The 19892-nt window shown below is 76.1% G+C and carries 16 protein-coding genes; 7 read left to right on the top strand and 9 right to left on the bottom strand.

Annotated elements, in window-relative coordinates; all coding sequences use genetic code 11:
• Positions 1–13: 13 nt before the first annotated feature.
• Positions 14–850: an alpha/beta fold hydrolase gene (locus tag ACWIX7_RS17540; protein ID WP_448617707.1), complete on the top strand. Its 837-nt coding sequence runs from the start codon at positions 14–16 to the stop codon at positions 848–850.
• Positions 851–971: 121 nt separating this feature from the next.
• On the opposite strand, the gene ACWIX7_RS17535 is transcribed toward ACWIX7_RS17540, so the two are convergent.
• The 8 genes from ACWIX7_RS17535 to ACWIX7_RS17500 all read right to left on the bottom strand — a co-directional run bounded on the left by ACWIX7_RS17535 (position 972) and on the right by ACWIX7_RS17500 (position 12901).
• The gene (locus ACWIX7_RS17535; protein WP_448617706.1) at positions 972–4319 is read right to left on the bottom strand and encodes a UvrD-helicase domain-containing protein; all 3348 of its coding nucleotides are present in this window, start codon (positions 4317–4319) and stop codon (positions 972–974) included.
• Positions 4316–7504: an ATP-dependent helicase gene (locus tag ACWIX7_RS17530; protein WP_448617705.1), complete on the bottom strand. Its 3189-nt coding sequence runs from the start codon at positions 7502–7504 to the stop codon at positions 4316–4318. Before ACWIX7_RS17530 ends, ACWIX7_RS17535 begins: the two co-directional genes overlap by 4 nt.
• Before the next feature lie 85 nt (positions 7505–7589).
• Entirely contained in the window at positions 7590–7931 is a 342-nt protein-coding gene (locus ACWIX7_RS17525) for an MGMT family protein (protein ID WP_448617704.1), read from the bottom strand.
• 22 nt (positions 7932–7953) lie between these two features.
• Positions 7954–8538, bottom strand: coding sequence for a TIGR03086 family metal-binding protein (locus tag ACWIX7_RS17520; protein WP_448617703.1), 585 nt, complete (start codon positions 8536–8538; stop codon positions 7954–7956).
• Positions 8539–8705: 167 nt separating this feature from the next.
• Positions 8706–9866, bottom strand: a complete 1161-nt coding sequence (gene moeZ / locus ACWIX7_RS17515) for an adenylyltransferase/sulfurtransferase MoeZ (protein ID WP_448617702.1) — start codon at positions 9864–9866, stop codon at positions 8706–8708.
• 481 nt (positions 9867–10347) lie between these two features.
• The gene (locus tag ACWIX7_RS17510; RefSeq protein WP_448617701.1) at positions 10348–10542 is read right to left on the bottom strand and encodes a hypothetical protein; all 195 of its coding nucleotides are present in this window, start codon (positions 10540–10542) and stop codon (positions 10348–10350) included.
• 71 nt (positions 10543–10613) lie between these two features.
• Complete coding sequence (locus tag ACWIX7_RS17505) at positions 10614–11654, bottom strand: DUF3152 domain-containing protein (RefSeq protein WP_448617700.1); 1041 nt, start codon at positions 11652–11654, stop codon at positions 10614–10616.
• 188 nt (positions 11655–11842) lie between these two features.
• Positions 11843–12901 carry an alpha/beta fold hydrolase gene (locus ACWIX7_RS17500; RefSeq protein ID WP_448617699.1) on the bottom strand — a complete coding sequence of 353 codons (1059 nt, stop codon included), beginning with the start codon at positions 12899–12901 and terminating at the stop codon, positions 11843–11845.
• A gap of 69 nt (positions 12902–12970) precedes the next feature.
• On the opposite strand from ACWIX7_RS17500, the gene ACWIX7_RS17495 reads away from it, so the two are divergent.
• Positions 12971–13621 (top strand): TetR/AcrR family transcriptional regulator, encoded by a 651-nt coding sequence (locus ACWIX7_RS17495; protein ID WP_448617698.1) that lies wholly within the window; start codon positions 12971–12973, stop codon positions 13619–13621.
• Positions 13622–13810: 189 nt separating this feature from the next.
• Positions 13811–14047: a DUF3107 domain-containing protein gene (locus ACWIX7_RS17490; RefSeq protein WP_448617697.1), complete on the top strand. Its 237-nt coding sequence runs from the start codon at positions 13811–13813 to the stop codon at positions 14045–14047.
• Between the two features lie 60 nt (positions 14048–14107).
• Here ACWIX7_RS17490 and ACWIX7_RS17485 read toward each other — a convergent pair whose 3' ends face one another.
• Positions 14108–14758 carry a ferritin-like fold-containing protein gene (locus ACWIX7_RS17485; protein ID WP_448617696.1) on the bottom strand — a complete coding sequence of 217 codons (651 nt, stop codon included), beginning with the start codon at positions 14756–14758 and terminating at the stop codon, positions 14108–14110.
• 457 nt (positions 14759–15215) lie between these two features.
• Between ACWIX7_RS17485 and ACWIX7_RS17480 the strand changes: the two genes are divergently transcribed.
• From ACWIX7_RS17480 to ACWIX7_RS17465, 4 genes are all read left to right on the top strand, one after another.
• Positions 15216–16718 carry a DEAD/DEAH box helicase gene (locus ACWIX7_RS17480; protein ID WP_448622164.1) on the top strand — a complete coding sequence of 501 codons (1503 nt, stop codon included), beginning with the start codon at positions 15216–15218 and terminating at the stop codon, positions 16716–16718.
• An 89-nt stretch (positions 16719–16807) separates the two neighbouring features.
• Positions 16808–17950, top strand: coding sequence for an outer membrane protein assembly factor BamB family protein (locus ACWIX7_RS17475; protein WP_448617695.1), 1143 nt, complete (start codon positions 16808–16810; stop codon positions 17948–17950).
• 112 nt (positions 17951–18062) lie between these two features.
• Positions 18063–19010 (top strand): alpha/beta fold hydrolase, encoded by a 948-nt coding sequence (locus tag ACWIX7_RS17470; RefSeq protein WP_448622163.1) that lies wholly within the window; start codon positions 18063–18065, stop codon positions 19008–19010.
• The gene (locus tag ACWIX7_RS17465) at positions 19007–19879 is read left to right on the top strand and encodes an oxygenase MpaB family protein (protein WP_448617694.1); all 873 of its coding nucleotides are present in this window, start codon (positions 19007–19009) and stop codon (positions 19877–19879) included. Before ACWIX7_RS17470 ends, ACWIX7_RS17465 begins: the two co-directional genes overlap by 4 nt.
• Positions 19880–19892: the final 13 nt, after the last annotated feature.

Below are 19892 nucleotides of genomic sequence, written 5' to 3'. Positions count from 1 at the left end.
TAGCGTCGGCAGCATGCCGGGACAGCTGCTGCGGGTGGACGTCGGCGACCTCACCTTCGACGTCCGGGCCGACGGGCCGGACGACGGCCGCCCGGTGCTGCTGCTCCACGGCTTCCCGGAGACGTCGGCGTCGTGGGCCGCGGTGACGCCTCGGCTGACCGAGGCGGGGCTGCGCACCTACGCCGTCGACCAGCTGGGCTACTCCCCCGGCGCCCGGCCGGCCGAGGTCGAGGCCTACGCGCTGACCAACCTGGCACAGGTCACCGCCGACCTGATGACCGCGATGGACGTGCCGGTGGCCGACGTCGTCGGGCACGACTGGGGCGCCAACGTCGCCTGGGCGCTGGCCGCGTGGCACGAGGACCGGGTGCGCTCGCTGACCGCCGTCTCGGTGCCGCACCCCACGGCGTTCACCACGGCCTTCCGCTCCGACCCGGAGCAGAAGGAGCGTTCGGCCTACATCCGGCTGTTCTGGCAGGAGGGCAAGGCCGAGGAGGTGCTGCTGGCCGACGACGCCCGGCGGATGCGGCGGATGTTCGGGGACGCCGTCCCGGCCGAGGCGGTCGACGAGTACGTGGCCGTGCTGTCGGCGCCGGGCGCGCTGACCGCGGCGCTCAACTGGTACCGGGCGATGAGCTCGGCCACGCCGGTCGACGACGTGACCGTGCCGACCACCTACGTCTGGAGCGACGACGACGTCGCGATCGGACGGAGGGCCGCGGAGGGCTGCGCCGAGCACGTCGCCGGCGACTACCGCTTCGTCGAGCTGACCGGGATCTCGCACTGGGTCCCCGAGCAGGCCCCCGAGCAGTTGGCCGTGGCCGTCCTGGACCGCATCGCCTCGACCTGATCGAGGACCCCGAGAAGGACCCCGCCCCCCGCCTCGCAGGCTCGCGGCGGTGCCCTGACCGGGGCCGTCCGACCCCTCGCAGGCTCGGGGTGAGCCTCGGGACGGGGCCGCACCGCGCGGGTCAGTACTCCTCCGGCTCCTCGTCGGTGGTGCCGGTGACCAGGGCGAGCAGGCCGGCCTCGTCGAGCAGGTCGACCGGGCGCACGGTGACGCCGGCGGCGACGTGGTGGAAGCCGGCGCTGACCCGCTCGACCGGGACGCCGGTCAGCCGCGACCAACCCAGCCGGTAGGCGGCCAGCTGCACCGCCGCGGCGGCGAGCTCTGCGCCCGACGGCGGCGGGCCGGTCTTCCAGTCGACGACCTCGAAGCCACCGTCGCCGTCGTCGAAGACCGCGTCGATGCGCCCGCGCAGGGTGAGCGGGCCCAGGGGCGTCTCGAAGGGCACCTCGACCTCGACCGGCTGCCGGTCGGCCCAGGGGCTGGCGAGGAACGCCTCCTGCAGCGCGGCCAGCGCGCCGTCGGGGGCGGCGGACTCGTCGCCGGAGCCAGGCAGCTCGTCGAGGTCGAGCAGCCGGGCGACGCCGAAGCGCTCCTCCAGCCAGGCGTGGAAGGCGGTGCCGCGGCGGGCCAGCGGCGCGGGCGCGGCGGGCATCGGCCGGCGCAGCCGCCGGGCGAGCTCGGCCGGGTCGCGGCGCAGCGTGACCAGCTCGGACACCGACAGGTGGCTGGGCAGCGGCACCTCGACGGTGGGGTGGGCGGTGCGGCGCCGCTCGCGCAGCAGCAGGTCGGCGTCACGCACCCACCGCTCCACCTCCGGGTCCCCGGTGCCGAGCGCGGCCCCGGTGTCCAGCGGGTGTGGAGCGGCGCCGGCCACCAGCTCGGCGGCGGCGGTGAGCGCCCGGCGGCGCGGAGGCGAGAGCGGGTCGGCCGGCCACACGCCGACCGGCCACTCCTCCAGCGCCGGGTTGGTGGCGCCCTCCTCGGGGCGCTCGGCCCACGCGACGACGACGCCGGCGCCGGCGGCGCACGCGCGGCGGACGGTGTCGAGCAGCACCGAGGGCCCGCACGGCTTGACGCCGTCGCGCCACCAGCTGCCCGAGCACAGCAGCAGGTGCTTGGCCCGGGTGACCGCGACGTAGCCGAGCCGGATCTCCTCGGCCTCGCCGAAGCGCTTCCACTCCTCGACGTAGTCCTCGAGCGCGGCGCGCACCACCGCCTGGTCGCCGGAGCCGGGCACCGGCAGGCGCAGCTGCGGCAGCTCCGCGCGGTCGGTGGTGCGCAGGTCGACCGGGACCGCGCCGGGGTCCTTGACCCACGAGTCGCTGGTGTCGGTGCGGGCCGGGAACTGGTCGGCCGTCATGCCCGGCACGGCGACGACGTCCCACTCCAGGCCCTTGGCCGAGTGGCCGGTCAGCAGCTGGATCGACTCGGGGTCGACCGCGACCTCCCCGGGGTCGAGGCCCCGCTCGCGCTCCTCGGCGTCGCGCAGGTAGCCGAGGAAGGCCGGCAGCGAGGGCAGCTCGGCCAGCTCGGTGAACTCCGCGGCGACCGCGTGCAGCGCGTCGAGGTGCGCCCGCGCCGAGCCGGGGCTGACGCCGGGCGCGCTGGCCAGCTCGGTCTCCAGGCCCAGCACCCGCGCGACCTCGTCGACCAGGTCGGGCAGCGACTCCCCCAGCCGGCCGCGCAGGTGCGCCAGCTCCGCGCCCAGCCGGCGCAGCCGCCGGTGGGCCGCGGGCGAGTAGGCCGACGGGTCCCCGAGGTCGTCGAGCGCCTCGACGATGCTGCCGCGCTCGGACGGGCGGGGAACGGGGTCGTCGTCGTCCTCGCGTCCGGGACGACGGGAGTGCACCAGCGCGCGGGCGCGGGACTCGAGCGCGGCGAGGTCGCGCGGACCGATCCGCCAGCGGGCGCCGGTGAGCAGCCGGCCCATCGCGTCGCCGGCGGTGGGGTCGACGAGCACGGTCAGCGTGGCGACCACGTCGGAGACCTCGGGCACCTCCAGCAGCCCGCCCAGGCCGACGACGGTCACCGGCAGGCCGCGGGCGCGCAGCGCGGCGGCGATCCCGGGCAGCTGCTTGCGCGTGCGCACCAGCACCGCCGTCGTCGGGGGGCGGCCGTCGGCGCGCGACGGCAGGGCCGGGTCCTCGCCGCGCCAGCAGGCGGCCAGCCGGTCGGCGAGCGCCTCGGTCTCCTCGGCCACGGTCGCGTACAGGCCGGCGGTGACCAGCCCGCGCCCGGCGGTGGGCGACGGCGCGAGGTCGGGCAGCGGGACCTCGGGCGCCGGCAGCAGCCCGGCGACGTCGTTGGCGACGGCGAGCACGGCGCCGTCGTTGCGCCAGCTGGTGGCCAGGGTCAGCCGCTGCGCCTCCCGGCCGCGGACACCGGGGAAGGTGCGGGCGAAGCGCTCGATCGTCCCCGCTGACGCGCCGCGCCAGCCGTAGATCGACTGCCTCGGGTCCCCGACGGCGAGCACCGCGTGCCCGGTGGTGCGGCCGAACAGCGCCTCGAGCATCCGCAGCTGGCCGACGCTGGTGTCCTGGTACTCGTCGAGCAGCACGATCCGCCAGCGGGCCCGCTCGCGGCGACCGACCTCGGGCGCGCCGACGGCGACCCGGGCGGCCAGCGCCACCTGGTCGGAGTGGTCGATCGCCCCGGCGGCCCGCTTGCGCGCCTCGAACGCCTCGACCAGCGGCAGCAGCGCCACGCGGGCGCGCTGGCGGGCCAGCATGTCGAGCACCGGCTTGTACGGGCCGCGCTTGCCCTTCGCGTCGGGGTAGCCGGCGATCCGCCGCTCCAGCTGCGCGGTCCACGCACGCAACTGGCCGGCGGAGATGTCGTGCTCGCCGAGCTCGCCGGCCAGCGCCAGCACGTCCTCGACGGTGGTCAGCGGGCTCAGCTGGACGTCGTCCATGTCGCCGGTCCACCCGGAGACGACGGAGGACGCCTGCCCCCAGCACATGGCCGGCCCGAGCACGCCGGCGCCGGGCTCGACGCCGATCCGCAGCCCGTGCTCGCTGACCAGCGAGGCGGCGTAGCCGTGGTAGGTCGACACAGTCGGCATCGCGACGGCCAGCCGTTCCCTGAGCTCCGGTTCGGTCTCCGGGTGCCGGGACAGCGCGCCCAGCCGGATCCGGATGCGCTCGTTGAGCTCGCTCGCGGCCTTGCGGGTGAAGGTCAGCCCGAGGATCGCGTCGGGGGCGACCAGCTCGTTGGCCACCAGCCAGCAGACGCGGGCGGCCATCGTCTCGGTCTTGCCCGACCCGGCCCCGGCCACGACGACCAGCGGCCGGTCGGCCGGCGCCGACACCACCCGCGCCTGCTCGTCGGAGGGCGCGTAGGACAGTCCGCACCGGGCGGCGACCTCGGCCGGCGTGAGCAGCCGGCGCTCCCGCACCGGCTGGGGCGCCGCCCCGAACAGGGCGTCGTCGAAGGAGAGCTGCGCCTCCGGGGTCGGTGTCCGCCGACTCACGACGTGACCTGCCGGCCGCGCTCGTGCAGCGGGCAGCTGCGCCGGGCCGGGCACCGGGAGCAGTGGCTGCCGGTGCGCACCTCGAAGATGGCCGCGCCCATGCCGTCGCCGACCTGCGCCACCAGCTCCCCGGCCCACGTCTCCCCCACCGGGACGTCGGCGGGCAGCGGGTCCTGCGCCTGCTCCTTGGCCCTGGTGCCCGAGCCGACCTGCAGCAGCGCCGCCCCGCCGGGCGCGTTCCCGTGGTCGCCGAACGCTCCGGCGGCGACGGCCACCTGGTAGGCGGCCAGCTGCCCGTGCGTGTCGATGTCGCGCGCGACGGTGCGGCCGGTCTTGAGGTCGACGACGACCAGCCGGCCGGCGCCGTCGCGCTCGAGCCGGTCGACCTGGCCGCGGATGCGGGTCCGCCCCACGGTGACGTCGAAGTCGGCCTCGGCGGACACCAGCTCGCGGCCGTTGGCGGCGTGCCAGCGCAGGAACCGGTCGAGCATGTCGCGGGCGGCGGCCCGCTGCCGCTGGTCGGCCCAGCCGGGGCCGAGGTCGAGCTGGTCGAGCTCCTCGGCCAGCGCCGCGGGTGCCTCGGCGGCGGCCAGCCCCTCGGCCACCTGCTGCGCGACGGCGTGCACCGCCGAGCCGACGGTGCGCGTGGTGTCCGGCGAGGCCTCCGCACCGACCGCGCCGAGCACCCACTTCAGCGGGCAGCGCTGGAACGTCTCGATCGCCGACGGGCGCACCCGCACCGCCTCGCCGTCGGGCACCAGCGGGGCGTCGTCGGACAGCGGCGCCAGGCCCCACCAGTCGGCCGGTGAGGCGCCGGGCACGCCCTCGTCGGCGAGCCGGCGCAGCACCGCGGCGGCGGCCGACCGGCGGGCCGGCCCGGTCTGCGGGTCGCTGACCGCCCGCCGCAGCTCGGCGACCAGCGCGGGCAGCGTGAGCGAGCGCGGCAGCGGCGTCAGTGGCCGGCCCTCGTCGGGCGGGGCGGCGACGAGGTCGAGGAACCGGGAGGCGGTGGCGCCGGCGTCGGGACCGTCCAGCGCACCCTCGACGGCGGTGACCACCAGCCGGCGGCGGGCACGGGTGCAGGCGACGTAGAACAGCCGCCGCTCCTCGGCCAGCATCTGCACGCGCCGGTCGAGGACGGCGCCGTCGATGCCCGCCACCCGCTCGACCAGCAGCTCGGTGCCCAGCAGGGTGCCGCGGTCGCGGAGGTCGGGCCAGATGCCCTCCTGCACGCCGGCCACGCAGACGACGTCCCACTCCAGGCCCTTGGACGCGTGCGCGGTGAGCAGCCGGACGGCGTCGGTCACCGACTCCCGGCCCGCACCGGTGACCCCGGGTAGCTCCTGTGCCGACAGGTGCTCGACGAACGCGCCGACGGTGGCCGAGGGCAGCCGGTCGACGAAGCCCGCCGCGGCGTCGAACAGCGCGACGACGGCGTCCAGGTCGCGGTCGGCGACCGCTCCGGCCGCCCCGCCGGCGGCACTGGCCCGCGCCCACCGGCCGGCCAGGCCGCTGCGCTGCCACATCGCCCACAGCACGTCCTCCGCGGAGCCGTCGCGGGCCAGCGCCACCCGGCCGGCGGCCAGCACGTCGGCGACCCGGCGCGCGGGGCGGACGACGGCCTCGGGCAGCTCCTCCAGCAGCGCCTCGTCGGTGAGCGCGGTGGCCAGCGGCGCGCCCCGCTCGTCGGCGTCGACACCGCGCTGCGCCTGCGCGATCCGCACGGCGCGGCGCAGCCGGCGCAGGTCCAGCACGGTCGCGCCGCCCAGCGCGGAGGTCAGCAGCGCCTCGGCGCCGGGCTCGTCGAGGGCCGGCGTGCCCGGCTCGGCGCCCGGCCGCGGCAGCAGTGCGCTGAGCGCGGCCAGCAGCGGCGCGACGGCCGGCTGGGCGGCGAGCGGCAGCTCGTCGGTGCCGACCTCGACCGGGACGCCGGCCGAGGTGAGCGCTCGCCGCAGCGGCCCGATGGCCAGGGCGGTGCGGACGACGACGGCCATCTCCGACCACGGGACGCCGTCGACCAGGTGCGCGCGGCGCAGGGTGTCGGCGACGTAGGCGGCCTCGACCGCCGCCGAGCCGAAGACGCGCACCTCGGCGGCACCGTCCTCGGCACCCTCGACCGCGGCCAGCCGACGGTGCTCCCACGGTCCGGGCAGCGCCTCGGCGACCCTCCGGCTGACCGCCAGCAGCGCCGGACCCGAGCGCCGGCACACGCCCAGCGACAGCCGCGGTGCGGGCCGGCCGGTCACGGTGCGGAACCGCTCCGGGAACTCGACGATGCCGCGTGGCTCGGCGCCGCGGAAGGCGTAGATGGCCTGGTCGGGGTCGCCGACGACGACCAGGTCGCCCCCGCCGCCGGCGAGCAGCTGCAGCAGCTCCACCTGTGCGGGGTCGGTGTCCTGGTACTCGTCGACGAACAGCCAGCGGGCCCGCTCGCGCTCGGCGCGCAGCAGCTCCGGGTCGTCCTCGAGCTCGGCGATCGCGGCCCGCACCAGCTCCGCGGGGTCGTAACCCGACGCGTCACCCCCGCCCGCGGTGGAGAAGGCGGTGACCGCCTCGTACTGCTCCTGGAAGGCCGCGGCGTGCAGCCACGCCTCGTTGCCGGTCTCACGGCTCCAGGCGGCCAGCAGCTCGGGGTCGACCCCGCGCTCGGTGGCGCGCAGCATCAGCTCGCGCAGCTCGCCGCGGAAACCGGCGGTGCTCAGCGCCGGGAGCAGCGACTCCGGCCAGCGGACCGCGCCCTCCCCGGCCAGGTCACCGCGCAGCAGCTCGGCGACGACGGCGTCCTGCTCGGCGGCGGTGAGCAGCCGCGGGGGCGCCTCCCCGCGCAGCAGCGCTACCCGTCGCAGCACGCCGTAGGCGTAGGAGTGGAAGGTGCGGGCCAGCGGCTCCCGGATGGTGCGCGCCACCCGCGCGGTGACGCGGTCGCGCAGCTCCGCCGCAGCCCGGCGGCTGAAGGTCAGGACGAGGATCTGCTCGGGGTCGACGCCGCGGTCGATCCGCGCGGCGACCGCCTCGACGATCGTCGTCGTCTTGCCCGTGCCGGGCCCGGCGAGCACCAGCAGCGGGCCGCCCGGGTGGTCGACGACGGCCTGCTGGGTGGGGTCGAGCCGCGGCCGTGGCACCGACGCCACGGCCGGCTGCACGAGGCGGTAGACCGGCGTCGACTCGTCCCCCCGCAGTGCCACACCTCGATGACACCACGAGCGGCCGACGATCTCCGGATGGGTCGGGTCACACGGCGCGGCCCCGGACGGCTGCGTCGGGGCCGGCTCAGGGCCAGCCGACGGCGGCCAGGTCGACCCGGCCGGAGCGCACCGGCACCCCCTCGGCGGCGAGCAGGGCGAGTTGCCGCACCCGGACCGGCTCGGCGACCGAGCCGTCGGCGCGGACCACCCGGTGCCAGGGCACCGCTCCCCCACCCTGGGACAGCGCACGGGCGACCCGCCGCGGCCCGACGCCGACGAGCCGGCCGATCGTGCCGTAGGTGCTCACCCGCCCGGGCGGGATGCGCTCCACGACGTCGAACACCGCCTCGTCGACGTCCAGCGGCGAGGGACGCGGGGACGGTGGCCCGTCGCTGCTGCGGGTACGGGGCCGCAGGTCGTCGTCCACCTCTCGTACCGACCGCCGGGGGTCAGCCCCGGCGTCCGTACCTGCCCAGCAGTCGGGCCTGCGGCGAGGCGGTCCGCGGCACGTCCAGCGGCGGGTCGAACAGGCCCGGCACACCGTCGGCGGGCAGCCGGTCGGCGACCACCAGGGCCGCGGTGACCAGCGCCGGGTCCAGCTCGGTGTCGCCGTCGGTGGCGCGGGCGAGGTCCCAGGAGTGCACCGTGAGGTCGGCGGTCAGCTCCTCGATGTACTCGGCCGCCGAGGTGGGGCCGCGCTGCAGGTGGACGGTGTGCAGCAGCGCCCGGTCCTGCGCGAAGGCGGCCAGCGCACCGTCGGCGGCGGACTCCCAGCCGGTCAGGGGGTCGTCGCCGAGCAGGTCGCTGGTGTCGTCGGGGAAGCGGCCGTCGATGAGGTCGAAGGGCTCACCGGCCAGCAGCGGCGGCGTCCAGAGCGCCTCGCTCACCAGGTGCGCGACGAGGTCGGCGACCGTCCACCCGGGCAGCGCCTCGTCGTCCCACTGCTCCGGTTCGACCGCGTCGACCCGGTCGGTGAACGCGGCCTGGGCGCGCTGGAAGAGCGCGAGCAGCTCGGTGGGGGCGAATTCGGGCATGCGATCAGTAGACAGCGCGAGGGCCCGGTCCGCCCCCGTACGGGGGGGGCGGACCGGGCCCTCACACCGTCGTCCTGCCGGACGACACCGCGTCCAGGTGCCGTGCCCTGCGGCATGAGCCCTGCCGGGGACTCGTCGAGGAGGCCTCCGGCCCCCACTCCTCGGCCTCAGTAGGTGGGCAGCGTCTTGTCGATCCGCGTGGCCCAGGCCGTCACGCCGCCCTGCACGTGGACGGCGTCGGAAAAGCCCGCGTTCTTGACCGCGGCGAGCACCTCGGCCGAGCGGACGCCGGTCTTGCAGTGCAGCACGATCGGCTTGTCCTGCGGCAGCTGGGACAGCGCCCGGCCGGAGAGGATCTCGTCCTTGGGGATGAGCTTCGCGCCGGGGATCGACACGATCTCGTACTCGTTGGGCTCCCGGACGTCGATCAGCTCGAAGTCCTTGCCGGCGTCCATCATGTCCTTGAGCTCGTCGACGGTGATCGTCGAGCCCGCGGCGGCCTGCTGGGCCTCGTCGGAGACGACGCCGCAGAAGGTCTCGTAGTCGATGAGCCCGGTGATCGGCTCGGCCTCCGGGTCCTTGCGCACCTTGATGGTGCGGAAGGTCATCTCCAGGGCGTCGTAGACCATCAGCCGGCCGAGCAGCGTCTCGCCGATGCCGGTGATCAGCTTGACCGCCTCGGTGGCCTGGATGGCGCCGATCGTCGCGCACAGGACGCCGAGCACGCCGCCCTCGGCGCAGCTGGGCACCATGCCGGGAGGCGGCGGCACCGGGTACAGGTCGCGGTAGTTCGGGCCGTGCTCGTTCCAGAAGACCGAGACCTGGCCGTCGAACCGGTAGATGGAGCCCCACACGTACGGCTTGCCCAGCAGCACGCAGGCGTCGTTGACCAGGTAGCGCGTGGCGAAGTTGTCGGTGCCGTCGACGATGAGGTCGTACTGGCTGAAGATCTCCATCACGTTGTCGCTGTCCAGCCGCGTCTCGTGCAGGCGGACGTCGACGTAGGGGTTGATCTCCTCGATGGAGTCGCGCGCGCTCTCGGCCTTGGACCGGCCGACGTCGGACTTGCCGTGGATGATCTGGCGCTGCAGGTTCGACTCGTCGACGACGTCGAACTCGACGATGCCCAGCGTGCCGACGCCGGCCGCGGCCAGGTACATCAGCACGGGTGAGCCGAGGCCGCCGGCGCCGACGGCGAGCACCTTGGCGTTCTTCAGTCGCTTCTGCCCGTCCATCCCGACGTCGGGGATGATCAGGTGACGGCTGTACCGGCGGACCTCGTCGATCGTCAGGTCCTCGGCGGGCTCCACCAGGGGTGGCAGGGACACGAGCTGCTCCTCAGTACTCGACAGCGGCCCAGCGCAGGCCGGCGTTCGTCGGGTCAACAGCCTGGCACGCAGGACGATTCCCACGGCAGGGCGGGCTGTCGCACCCGACGGTCTGCGTGGAGGCGCAGATCCGACGGCGGGACGTGCGCACCAGCGCACACCGTCGTCGGCTCCTGCCGGTCGACCCTCCCCCGAGGGCAGGGACGAGGCTGCCGGCACCGGTGGACCCCCCACCGGGGACGAGGAGCACCAAGGACTCGCTACACGCCGTCCTGCCGCCGGACCGGCTCTCGGCCTCCTCGTCGAGTGCGCGACGCCCGACGAGGTCGTGACCCGGGTGCAGGACGCCGTCCTGGCGGCCGGGGCCCCACCACTAACGCCGTCGTGGCCGTCGGCCTCCCCGTGTCGGACGACTGACGGTGGCCGACCAGTGCGCGGGAGGCGCTCAGCGCAGCAGGGGGTGGGACGAGGCGCCCGGGCCTCAGCTCCTGGTGGCCAGCCGCTTGAGCGTCTGGCCCACGTAGACGACCGAGAGCACGAAGAAGGCAGCGCCGACGGCTGCCCTCACCTGGTCGTCGGTGAGACCGGAGTTGCGGGCGACCGGATCGGCCACCGCGTCGGCCAGCTTCGCACGCCAGCCCTGCAGACCGGCCTTGCCGAACGAGATTGCGTCCATGCCCGCCCGCTACCCGGGGACGGGCGCGCGGACGCGCACGTGTGGCGGTGCCGGCCGGTGGGCCGACCGTGTCAGGGGTACGGCCAGGCGTTCTTGGCGCAGCCCTCGAGCCCGAGGGTCTGCTGCTGCATGACGGGGGCCGGCCGGCCGGGACCGGGGCACTCCTGGTGGCCGTTGCCGAGGGCGTGGCCCACCTCGTGGTTGACCACGTAGTGCCGGTAGGTGGGGATGTCGCCCTGGTAGTCGGGGACGGCGGTCGCCCAGCGGGCCAGGTTGATGACGGCGCGGTCGCCGTACCGGCAGGAGGTGTAGCCGCCGGTGCCCACGCCCGGGCAGTACCGCTCCATGTTGCCGGGGCTGATCAGGGTGACCCTGAACGCGAAGTCCCCGGCCGCGGCCTCGCCCACCCGCTGGAACGACATCCGCCCGCCGTTGCCCCACGAGCGCGGGTCGCCCAGCGTCTCCTCGACCGCAGCGGCGAACGAGGGCCCGTCCACCTCGATGCCGTCCTCGACCTCGACGACGAAGCGCTGGAGCGGTCCGGTGCCGTAGACCTGCGAGCTGCCGGGGACGACGGTCACGCTGCCCGCGCCCCGCTGGACGAAGCCGGGGGCTCCCATCGCGGTCTCCGGGGCCTCGATCGGTGCGGCGTCGACCTCGACCGGCGCCGTGGGCGTCCCGGTGGGCGTCGCCGAGGTCTCGGGCCCGACGGCGCCCGGGGCCACGGCGGCGACGGACGGCTCCGGCGCAGCGGTGGCCGACCCGGTCGTGCCGGTGTCGCTGAGCACCAGGTCGACGAGGGTGACCACGGTGGCGAGGGCGAGCAGCGGGATGGCGTAGGCGCGCCATCCCCAGCGGGTCACGAAGCGGCGGAACCGGCCGCCTCCGCCGCTCGGGGGTCCCGACCGGGTGCGGTCGCGGACGACGACGCGGGTGCCGCCGGTGCGCGGCGCGTCCGGTCCCCGACCGGGCGCGGGACCGGTCGCCGCGGGACGGCGGCCCTGCGGACGGTCCGTGCGGCTCGGGGACCCCTCCCGCGTCACGACCGGGTTGGTGTCGGCGAACCGCGGGGACTCGTGCGGCTGGGCGCGGCGGGCTGCGGGCGGGGGCACGCGCGGCAGCCCGCGCACGGGGTCCACGGCGTGCGCAGGACGACCGGGCGGGTCGGCGTCCGGAGCCGGTCGGGTGCGCCCGTTCGGTCCGCGGCCGGGAGAGGCGTCCGCGGGACTCACCCCAGCAGGCTCTCACGCCCCGGCGGTCCCGGCGGAGACCGTGCGGTGACGGCGTGTACGCGGCTGGGTCAGGAGGCCCGGACCCGGTCGCCGGGGTCCAGGACCGCCTCGGCGGCGTCCTCGGCCAGCGCCAGCACTGCCCGCGCCGTCGGCTCGGGCGCCTCGAGCATGGCGACGTGCCCGACCCCCTCGAGGACCTGCAACCGCGCGTCGGGGACGGCGTCGGCCAGCCGCGGTGCGAGCGCCGGGTCGACGAGCCGGTCGCGGTCGCCCCAGACGACCAGCGTCGGCGGGCGCAGCGACCGGGCCAGCCGCCAGGCGTTGCGCGGGCCCACCCGCAGGTAGGAGGTGATCAGGCCGCGCATGCTCCGGGTCAGCGCCTGCGTCGCCCACGGCTGCTCGGCGCGCTCGCGCATCTCCTCCAGCGCCTGCTCCAGCCGCACCCTGGGCACCCGGCGCGGGTCGCCGAAGCACATCTGCACCATGCCCCGGACCTGCTGCTCGGGCGTCACGCCGGAGAGCCGGCGCTCGGCCAGCGCGGGGACGCCGGGCAGCAGGAGCAGCAGCAGGGTGCGGTTGAAGGCGCTGGGCACGCGGTAGACCGGCATCGCCGGCGACACGAGCGTCAGCGTGGCCACCAGGTCGGGGCGGCTGGCGGCGACGAACAGCGCGACCAGGCCGCCGAGGGAGTTGCCCAGCAGGTGCACCGGCCGTCCGGCGGCCTCCCCGGGCTCGGCGACGATCCGCTCCAGGACGTCGACGACCGCCGCCACGTGCCCGCGCACCGAGTAGGAGGTGCGGGCCGGTGGCTGCGAGCGACCGAAGCCGGGCAGGTCGAGGGCCCAGCCGTCGAAGCGGACGGCGAGCAGCGCGGCCAGGTCGGTCCAGTTCGTCGAGGTACCACCCAGCCCGTGCACGTAGAGCGCCCGCTCCTGCGGCGCACCCTCGCGGGAGCCGTCCACCGGGCCGGTCCACGGCGTCCGCCGGACGAACACCTCTCCCCCGCGGACGGCGACCTGCTCGCCCGGCCACGGCGGCGGGACGGCATCGGCGCTGGGCAGCGCGACCGTCGACAGCCGGGCCGAGCGGCTCTCCGGGGCGATGGGGGTTGCGGGACCCTCGGGCACCCGGCCGACGGTAGGTCAGCGCGCACGACGGCGCGCGACCGGGTGACCGGTCGGTAACATCTGCCCGCCATGCACCCATCCCGCCCAGCTCCTGCGCCCGTCCGCCGTTCGTCCCGCCTGCCGCGGGGCGCCCGCCGGGCGCAGCTGCTGCAGGCCGCGCAGGAGGTGTTCGTCGCCAACGGCTTCCACGCCGCGGCGATGGACGAGATCGCCGACCGGGCCGGGGTCAGCAAGCCGGTGCTCTACCAGCACTTCCCCGGCAAGCGGGAGCTGTACCTGGCACTGCTGGAGCAGCAGGTCACCCTGCTGACCGACCGCGTGCGCGAGGCGATGGAGGGCACCGACGACAACCGCACCCGCGTCAACGGGGCAGTCGGCGCCTACTTCGACTTCATCAACGCCGACGGCGCCGCGTTCCGGCTGGTCTTCGAGTCCGACCTCAACAACGACGACGACGTCCGCGAGCTCGCCGACCGCGGGCACCGGGCGTGCGTGGAGGCCATCGGCGAGGTCATCGCCGCCGACACCGGCCTGGACCGCGAGCGGGCCCTGCTGCTGGCCTCGGGCCTGACCGGGCTGTCCGAGACCAGCGCCCGCTGGTGGCTGCCCCGCAAGGGCACCGTCTCCCGCGACGAGGCGGTGGCCCTCCTGACGGCGCTGGCCTGGCGCGGCATCTCCGGCTTCCCGCGGGTCGAGGGCGGCGAGGGCACACCGCGCTGAAGAAGGGACCCCGCTGCCCCACCATGGAAGGACCCCGTCCTCCCCACCCCTCGCACACTCGGGGCGGTGCCCTGGACGGGGCCGGCAGCGGGGCCTCGTTCGCTGACGGCGCACCTGCACCGCAGGTCGGCGGCTCGTCGGCTGCACTAGCGTGGGGAACAGCCGCGCAACTCTGAGGAGGCATCCCCCGTGGAAGTCAAGATCGGTGTCCAACACTCCCCCCGGGAGCTGGTCATCGACAGCCCCCAGTCCCCCGACGAGATCGCGACCGAGGTGGCGAGGGCCATGTCCGGCGCGACCAAGGACGGCCTGCTGACCCTGGTCGACGAGCGGGGACGTCGGGTGCTCGTGCCCGTCGACCGCATCGCCTACGTGGAGATCGCGCAGGCCGACCAGCGGCGCGTGGGCTTCATCGCCGGCGCCTGACGGGCACCCGCACGTCCCGACGGGGCGCCCCCGCAGCAGCGGGGGCGCCCCGTCGTCGTGTCAGGGGTTGAGGCCGAGGGTCTTCATCCGCTCGGTGTGCGCGGTGGTGATGCGCTCGATCAGCCGCCCGATGCCGGACAGGTCCCCGGTGCCCTCGAGGATCAGCTCGGCGAGCTGGTCGCGCTCGGCGATGACCGCCTGCGCCTGCCGCATCGCCTCCCCCACCAGCCGCCGTCCCCACAGGGCCAGTCGGCCGGAGAGCGTGCGGTCGGTGGCGATGGCCGCCCGCACCTCACGGACGGCGAAGTCGGCGTGCCCGGTGTCGGCGAGGACGTCGAGGATCAAGCCGCGGTCGGGGTCGGGCAGGAAGCCGGCGATCTCCCGGTAGAACTCCGAGGCCAGCCCGTCCCCGACGTAGGCCTTGACCAGGCCCTCCAGCCAGGTCCGCGGCCGGGTGCTCTCGTGGAAGGCGTCGAGCGCGGGGACGAACGGGATCATCGCCGCGGTCGGCTCGGCGCCGAGCTCGGTGAGGCGCGCGGTCAGCCGGCGGTGGTGGTCGATCTCCGCGGCGGCCATCTGCGCCAGCGCGGCCCGGCCGTCCAAGGTGGGCGCCAGCCGGGCGTCCTCGGCCAGCCGGTCGAACGCGGTCAGCTCGGCGTAGGACAACACGCCCAGCAGGTCGATGACGGCCTGCTCGTCGACGGTGTCCACTGGCGGCTCCCGGGGTCGGTGGGACGGTCGGCGACTGCCCCGGACGGGTGGCACGGGGGGTCCGGACAGCGCGGCGGAGGGAGGCTAACCGCCGCGCGCGTTAGACTGGGAATCGGCGAGCCCTCCGGTTCGCTGTGTATCTGTGCGCTGACGACCGCTGGAGACGACGCCCCGAGGGGTCTCCTCCTGGGCCGACACCGAGGTGCGGCCCGGTCCCTGCTGGCCGCGTCGGCGCTGGAACTGATCCCGCGACACCCGACCGGGACGGCTGCGGAGCGGCGCGAGCGCGCCCCGGAGCCGGTCCCCCAGCAGACCAGAGGCGAGAGCACTGACCTCCACCGAGAACACCCCCACCACACCCGACATCGACCACGCCGAGACCGGCGCGCCGGCTCCCGAGCAGGTCGAGCAGACCGTCGAGGCCCTCGGCGGCGCCCCCGTCGCCGACGACGCCCCGCTGTTCAGCGACTTCGACGTCCACCCCGACGTCATCGCGGCGCTGGCCGAGGTCGGCATCACCCGGACCTTCGCCATCCAGGAGCTCACCCTCCCGCTGGCCCTGGCCGGCAACGACCTGATCGGCCAGGCGCGCACCGGCACCGGCAAGACCCTCGGCTTCGGCGTCCCGCTGCTGCAGCGGGTCGTCCCCGCCGCCGAGGGCGGCGACGGCGTGCCGCAGGCGCTGGTCGTCGTCCCCACCCGTGAGCTGTGCGTGCAGGTCGCCCGCGACCTGGCCACCGCCGGTGCCAAGCGCGGCGTCCGCGTCCAGGCCATCTACGGCGGCCGGGCCTTCGAGCCGCAGGTGCAGGCGCTGCAGAGCGGCGTCGAGGTCGTCGTCGGCACGCCCGGCCGGCTGCTGGACCTGGCGCAGCAGGGCCACCTGATCCTGGGCAAGGTCCGCGTGCTGGTCCTCGACGAGGCCGACGAGATGCTGGACCTGGGCTTCCTGCCCGACATCGAGCGGATCCTCGCGATGGTCCCGGAGCAGCGGCAGACCATGCTGTTCTCGGCGACGATGCCCGGCCCGATCGTGACGCTGTCGCGGTCGTTCATGACCCAGCCGACCCACATCCGGGCGCACGGCAACGACGAGGGCTCGACGGTCCCGCAGACCACCCAGTTCGTCTACCGGGCGCACAACCTGGACAAGCCCGAGCTGCTGTCCCGGGTGCTGCAGTCCCGCGACCGCGGCCTGGTCATGGTCTTCTGCCGCACCAAGCGCACCGCGCAGAAGGTCGCCGACGAGCTGGTCGAGCGCGGCTTCGCCGCCGCCGCCGTGCACGGCGACCTGGGCCAGGGCGCCCGCGAGCAGGCGCTGCGCGCGTTCCGCAGCGGCAAGGTCGACGTCCTGGTCGCCACCGACGTCGCCGCCCGTGGCATCGACGTCACCGGCGTCAGCCACGTCGTGAACTACCAGTGCCCCGAGGACGAGAAGACCTACGTGCACCGGATCGGCCGCACCGGCCGCGCCGGCAGCACCGGCGTCGCGGTCACGCTCGTCGACTGGGACGACATCCCGCGGTGGCAGCTGATCAACAAGGCGCTGGACCTGGAGTTCACCGACCCGCCGGAGACCTACTCCACCTCGCCGTGGGTCTACAGCGACCTGGACGTGCCCGAGGGCGCGACCGGCCGGCTGCCCCGCGCGCAGCGCACCCGCGAGGGTCTGGACGCCGAGACCCTCGAGGACCTCGGCGAGACCGGCAAGCGCACCCGCTCCGGCGGCGGCCACGGGCCGGCCCGGTCGGACGGCGAGGAGCCGGCCGCGGCCCGCAAGAGCCGCCCGCGCCGGCGCACGCGGAGCGGCGGTGGGGCCGCGACCGGTGCCGCTGCCGCGACCGACGCGCCCGTCGAGGTGTCCTCCGGTGAGGGCGCCGCGTCCGGCGAGGGCGCGGCCCGCAAGCGCCGTCGGCGCCGCCGCGGCGGGTCCGGTCGCAGCTCGGCCGAGCCCGCCGCCTGAGGAACCCCCTTGCCCCCCACCGTTCGCAAGCTCGCGGCGGGACCCTGCAACAGGGCCGCCGTGCCCTCCTGCAGGAGGTCAGCCCGCCGATGATGCGTCCGCCGCTGCGGGTGTGGGTGTGGACGGCGGCCACCCTCGCACTGGTGGCCGTCGCCGCTGCGCTCTGGCGGGGCTCCGACGCGGCGGCCACCGACAGCACCACCGCAGCACCGGCCGACGTCCCCAGCGGGACGCCGGCCGGTGCCGTCTCCGCCGCCTGGACCGCGCCGACCACGGCGTCCGGCGGTGCGACCCGGGCGACCGTGGACGGTGGCCGCGTCGTCGTCGGCGACGAGCACGGGGTGCGCGTGCTCGACGTGGTCACCGGCGAGGAGGCCTGGCACTACACCCGCGCCAACGCCCGGCTCTGCGACTGGACCCTCGTCGGCGGCCGCATCGTGGCCGTCTCCGGGACCGAGGACCGCTGCGACGAGGCGGTCGCGCTGTCGGTCGACACCGGCGTGCGGCTCTGGACCCGCAATCTCGACCTGCGCCCCGACGCGGTCCTCACCAGCACCGAGGGCATCGTGCTGGCCACCAGCCCGACCGGTGTCCTCACCCTCGACCCGGTCGGCGACAGCATCCGCTGGCGAGCCGCCCCGGAGGAGGGCTGCACGTTCGCCGACGGGGACGTCGGCGGGGCCGGCGTCGCCGTCCTCGAGCAGTGCGGCGGGTCGACGCGGGTGCGCCTGCTCGACGGCTACGACGGCACCCCGCGGTGGACCCGCGACACGGCGGAGGGGACGGCGCTGGCCGGCGTCGAGCAGGCGGTCGTCGTCAGCGGGGACGACGGCGTGCAGCTGCTCGCCGGTGCCGACGGTGCCCCGGTGGGCACACCCGTCGCCACGTCCCCCGACGACACCGCCGCCAGCGAGGTGCTGGTGACCGCGGTCGGTACCAGCGCGCTCGTGTGGGCCGACGGCACGCTCACCGTCGTCGACCAGGGCACCGGTGCGGTGTCCTGGCGCACGCCGGCCACCGGCCTGCCCGTCAGCACCGTCGACCGGGCGCTGCTCGCCGCGGGGACGTCGGTGCCGGTGCCCGAGGGCGACGTCGTCGTCCTCCGCGACCTCGCGACCGGCGAGGAGCTGCAGCGCGTGCAGACCCCACCGCTGCCGGCCGGCGGGCTGCTCACCGTGGCCGGCCCGGTCGTCGTCCACCAGCTGCCCGACCAGGTTCTCGCCCACCACTGAAGGAGCACTTCGCCCTCGGCCCCGTCCAGGGCACCGCCCTGAGCTCGCGACGGGCGGGGAGGACGGGGTCCTTCGACTGCAGGGGGGCCGCCGCCGAGGTTGACTGGTGGGCATGGTGATGCCCGGCGGCCCGGACGACCGCGCTCCTCTCTCGATCGCCCCCGACGACCTCCGCCAGCTCGCCGACCACGACGCCCGGCACCGCACGTTCGACGGCGGCGCCGGTCCGCTGACGGCGCTGGACACCGGGGGCGACGGCGAGCGCGGCACCGTCCTGCTCGTCCCGGGCTTCACCGGGAGCAAGGAGGACTTCGCACCGCTGCTGCGTCCGCTGTGCGCCGCCGGCCACCGGGTCGTCGCGCTCGACCAGCGCGGCCAGTTCGAGTCCCCCGGCCCCGACGACCCGGCCCGCTACTCGGTCGCCGAACTGGGCCAGGACCTGGTCGCCGTCGCCCGGCAGCTGCGCGCCGAGGGCGCCGGCACGCTGCACCTGCTCGGGCACTCCTTCGGCGGGCTGGTCAGCCGGGCCGCCGTCCTGGCCGAGCCCGCGGCGTTCACCAGCCTCACCCTGCTCGGCTCCGGTCCGTCCCGGCTGGGCGGCGCCCGGGCGGAGCTGCTCGAGCACCTGACCCCGCTGCTGGACGCCGGGGGCGTGCCGCTGGTGCACGAGACGCTCGAGCAGCTGGCGATGACCGACCCGAAGGCGCAGCAGGTGCCCGAGCCGACCCGCGCGTTCCTGTCCCGGCGGTTCCTCGCCAACAGCGCGGCGGGCCTGCGCGGCATGGCCGACGCGATGACCCGCGAGCCCGACCGGGTCGCCGAGCTCGCGGCCACCGGCGTCCCGGTGCTGGTGGCGCACGGGGTGGCGGACGACGCGTGGACACCGGCCGTCCAGGAGGACATGGCGCACCGGCTCGGCGCCCGGCACGAGGTCATCCCGGGCGCGATCCACTCCCCCGCCATCGAGAACCCGGCCCGCACGGTGGAGGTCCTGCTGGGTTTCTGGGCCTCGGTCCCCGCTGCCGGCCGCTCCGCCGAGGACGCCGGGGCGCTGCGGTGAACCCGACGCCGTCGATCCGTGACTTCACCGCCGAGGAGGACCTGCTCGGCTTCTTCGGCCCCGACAGCGTCAGCTGGCGCATCCACGCCGACCCCGCCTTCTCCGTCGGTGGCATCCGGGCGCTGCTGCTGCAGGCCCTGCACCCGGTGGCGATGGACGGCGTCGCGCGCTTCTCCACCGCCTTCACCGACGATCCGTGGGCGCGACTGACCCGCACGGCCGAGTACGTGGCCACGCTGACCTTCGGCACCCGCCGGGACGCGCTGCGCTCGGTGCGCCGGGTGCGCGGGATGCACCGCGGCAACACGGCGGTCGAGGGAACCACCGGCCGCAGCTACGCCGTCGACGACCCCGACCTGCTGCTGTGGGTGCACTGCTGCGAGGTCGACTCGCTGCTGTCGGTGGCCCGCCGCGCCGGGGTGCCGCTGACCGACGAGGAGGCCGACCGCTACGTCGCCGAGCAGGTGGTCGCCGCGGTGCTCATCGGCTGCGAGGCCGACGACGTGCCGGCGAGCGTGGCCGGGCTCGATGTCTACCTGCAGCGCACCCGCCCCGAGCTGGCGGTCACCCCGGCGGCACGGGACGCCTCGCGCTTCGTCCTGGTGCCCCCGATGCCCGGGTGGGTGCAGCTGCTGACCCCTGCACGGCCCGCGTGGAGCACCCTGGCCGCCATGGGTGCCGCGACGCTGCCCCGGTGGGCGCGCCGGCTGTACGGACTGCCGGGCTACGGCCTGACCGACACCGCCGCGACCGCCGCCGTGCGGGCGTTCCGCCACGCGGCGCTGGCGGTGCCGGCACAGATCCGGGAGTCGCCCATCGTGCGGGCGGCCCGGGAGCGCGTCGCCTCGGCCGAGCCGCGCACCGCCTGAAGGAGGACCCCGT

This window comes from Geodermatophilus sp. URMC 65 (assembly GCF_053502545.1).
This window is presented reverse-complemented; position numbering and strand designations above follow the sequence as displayed.

Coding starts and splice junctions, on each gene's coding strand:
- ACWIX7_RS17540 (WP_448617707.1), top strand. CDS start 14: ATGCCGGGACAGCTGCTGCGGGTGGACGTCGGCGACCTCACCTTCGAC.
- ACWIX7_RS17520 (WP_448617703.1), bottom strand. CDS start 8,538: ATGCCCGAATTCGCCCCCACCGAGCTGCTCGCGCTCTTCCAGCGCGCC.
- ACWIX7_RS17510 (WP_448617701.1), bottom strand. CDS start 10,542: ATGGACGCAATCTCGTTCGGCAAGGCCGGTCTGCAGGGCTGGCGTGCG.
- ACWIX7_RS17495 (WP_448617698.1), top strand. CDS start 12,971: ATGCACCCATCCCGCCCAGCTCCTGCGCCCGTCCGCCGTTCGTCCCGC.
- ACWIX7_RS17475 (WP_448617695.1), top strand. CDS start 16,808: ATGATGCGTCCGCCGCTGCGGGTGTGGGTGTGGACGGCGGCCACCCTC.
- ACWIX7_RS17470 (WP_448622163.1), top strand. CDS start 18,063: ATGGTGATGCCCGGCGGCCCGGACGACCGCGCTCCTCTCTCGATCGCC.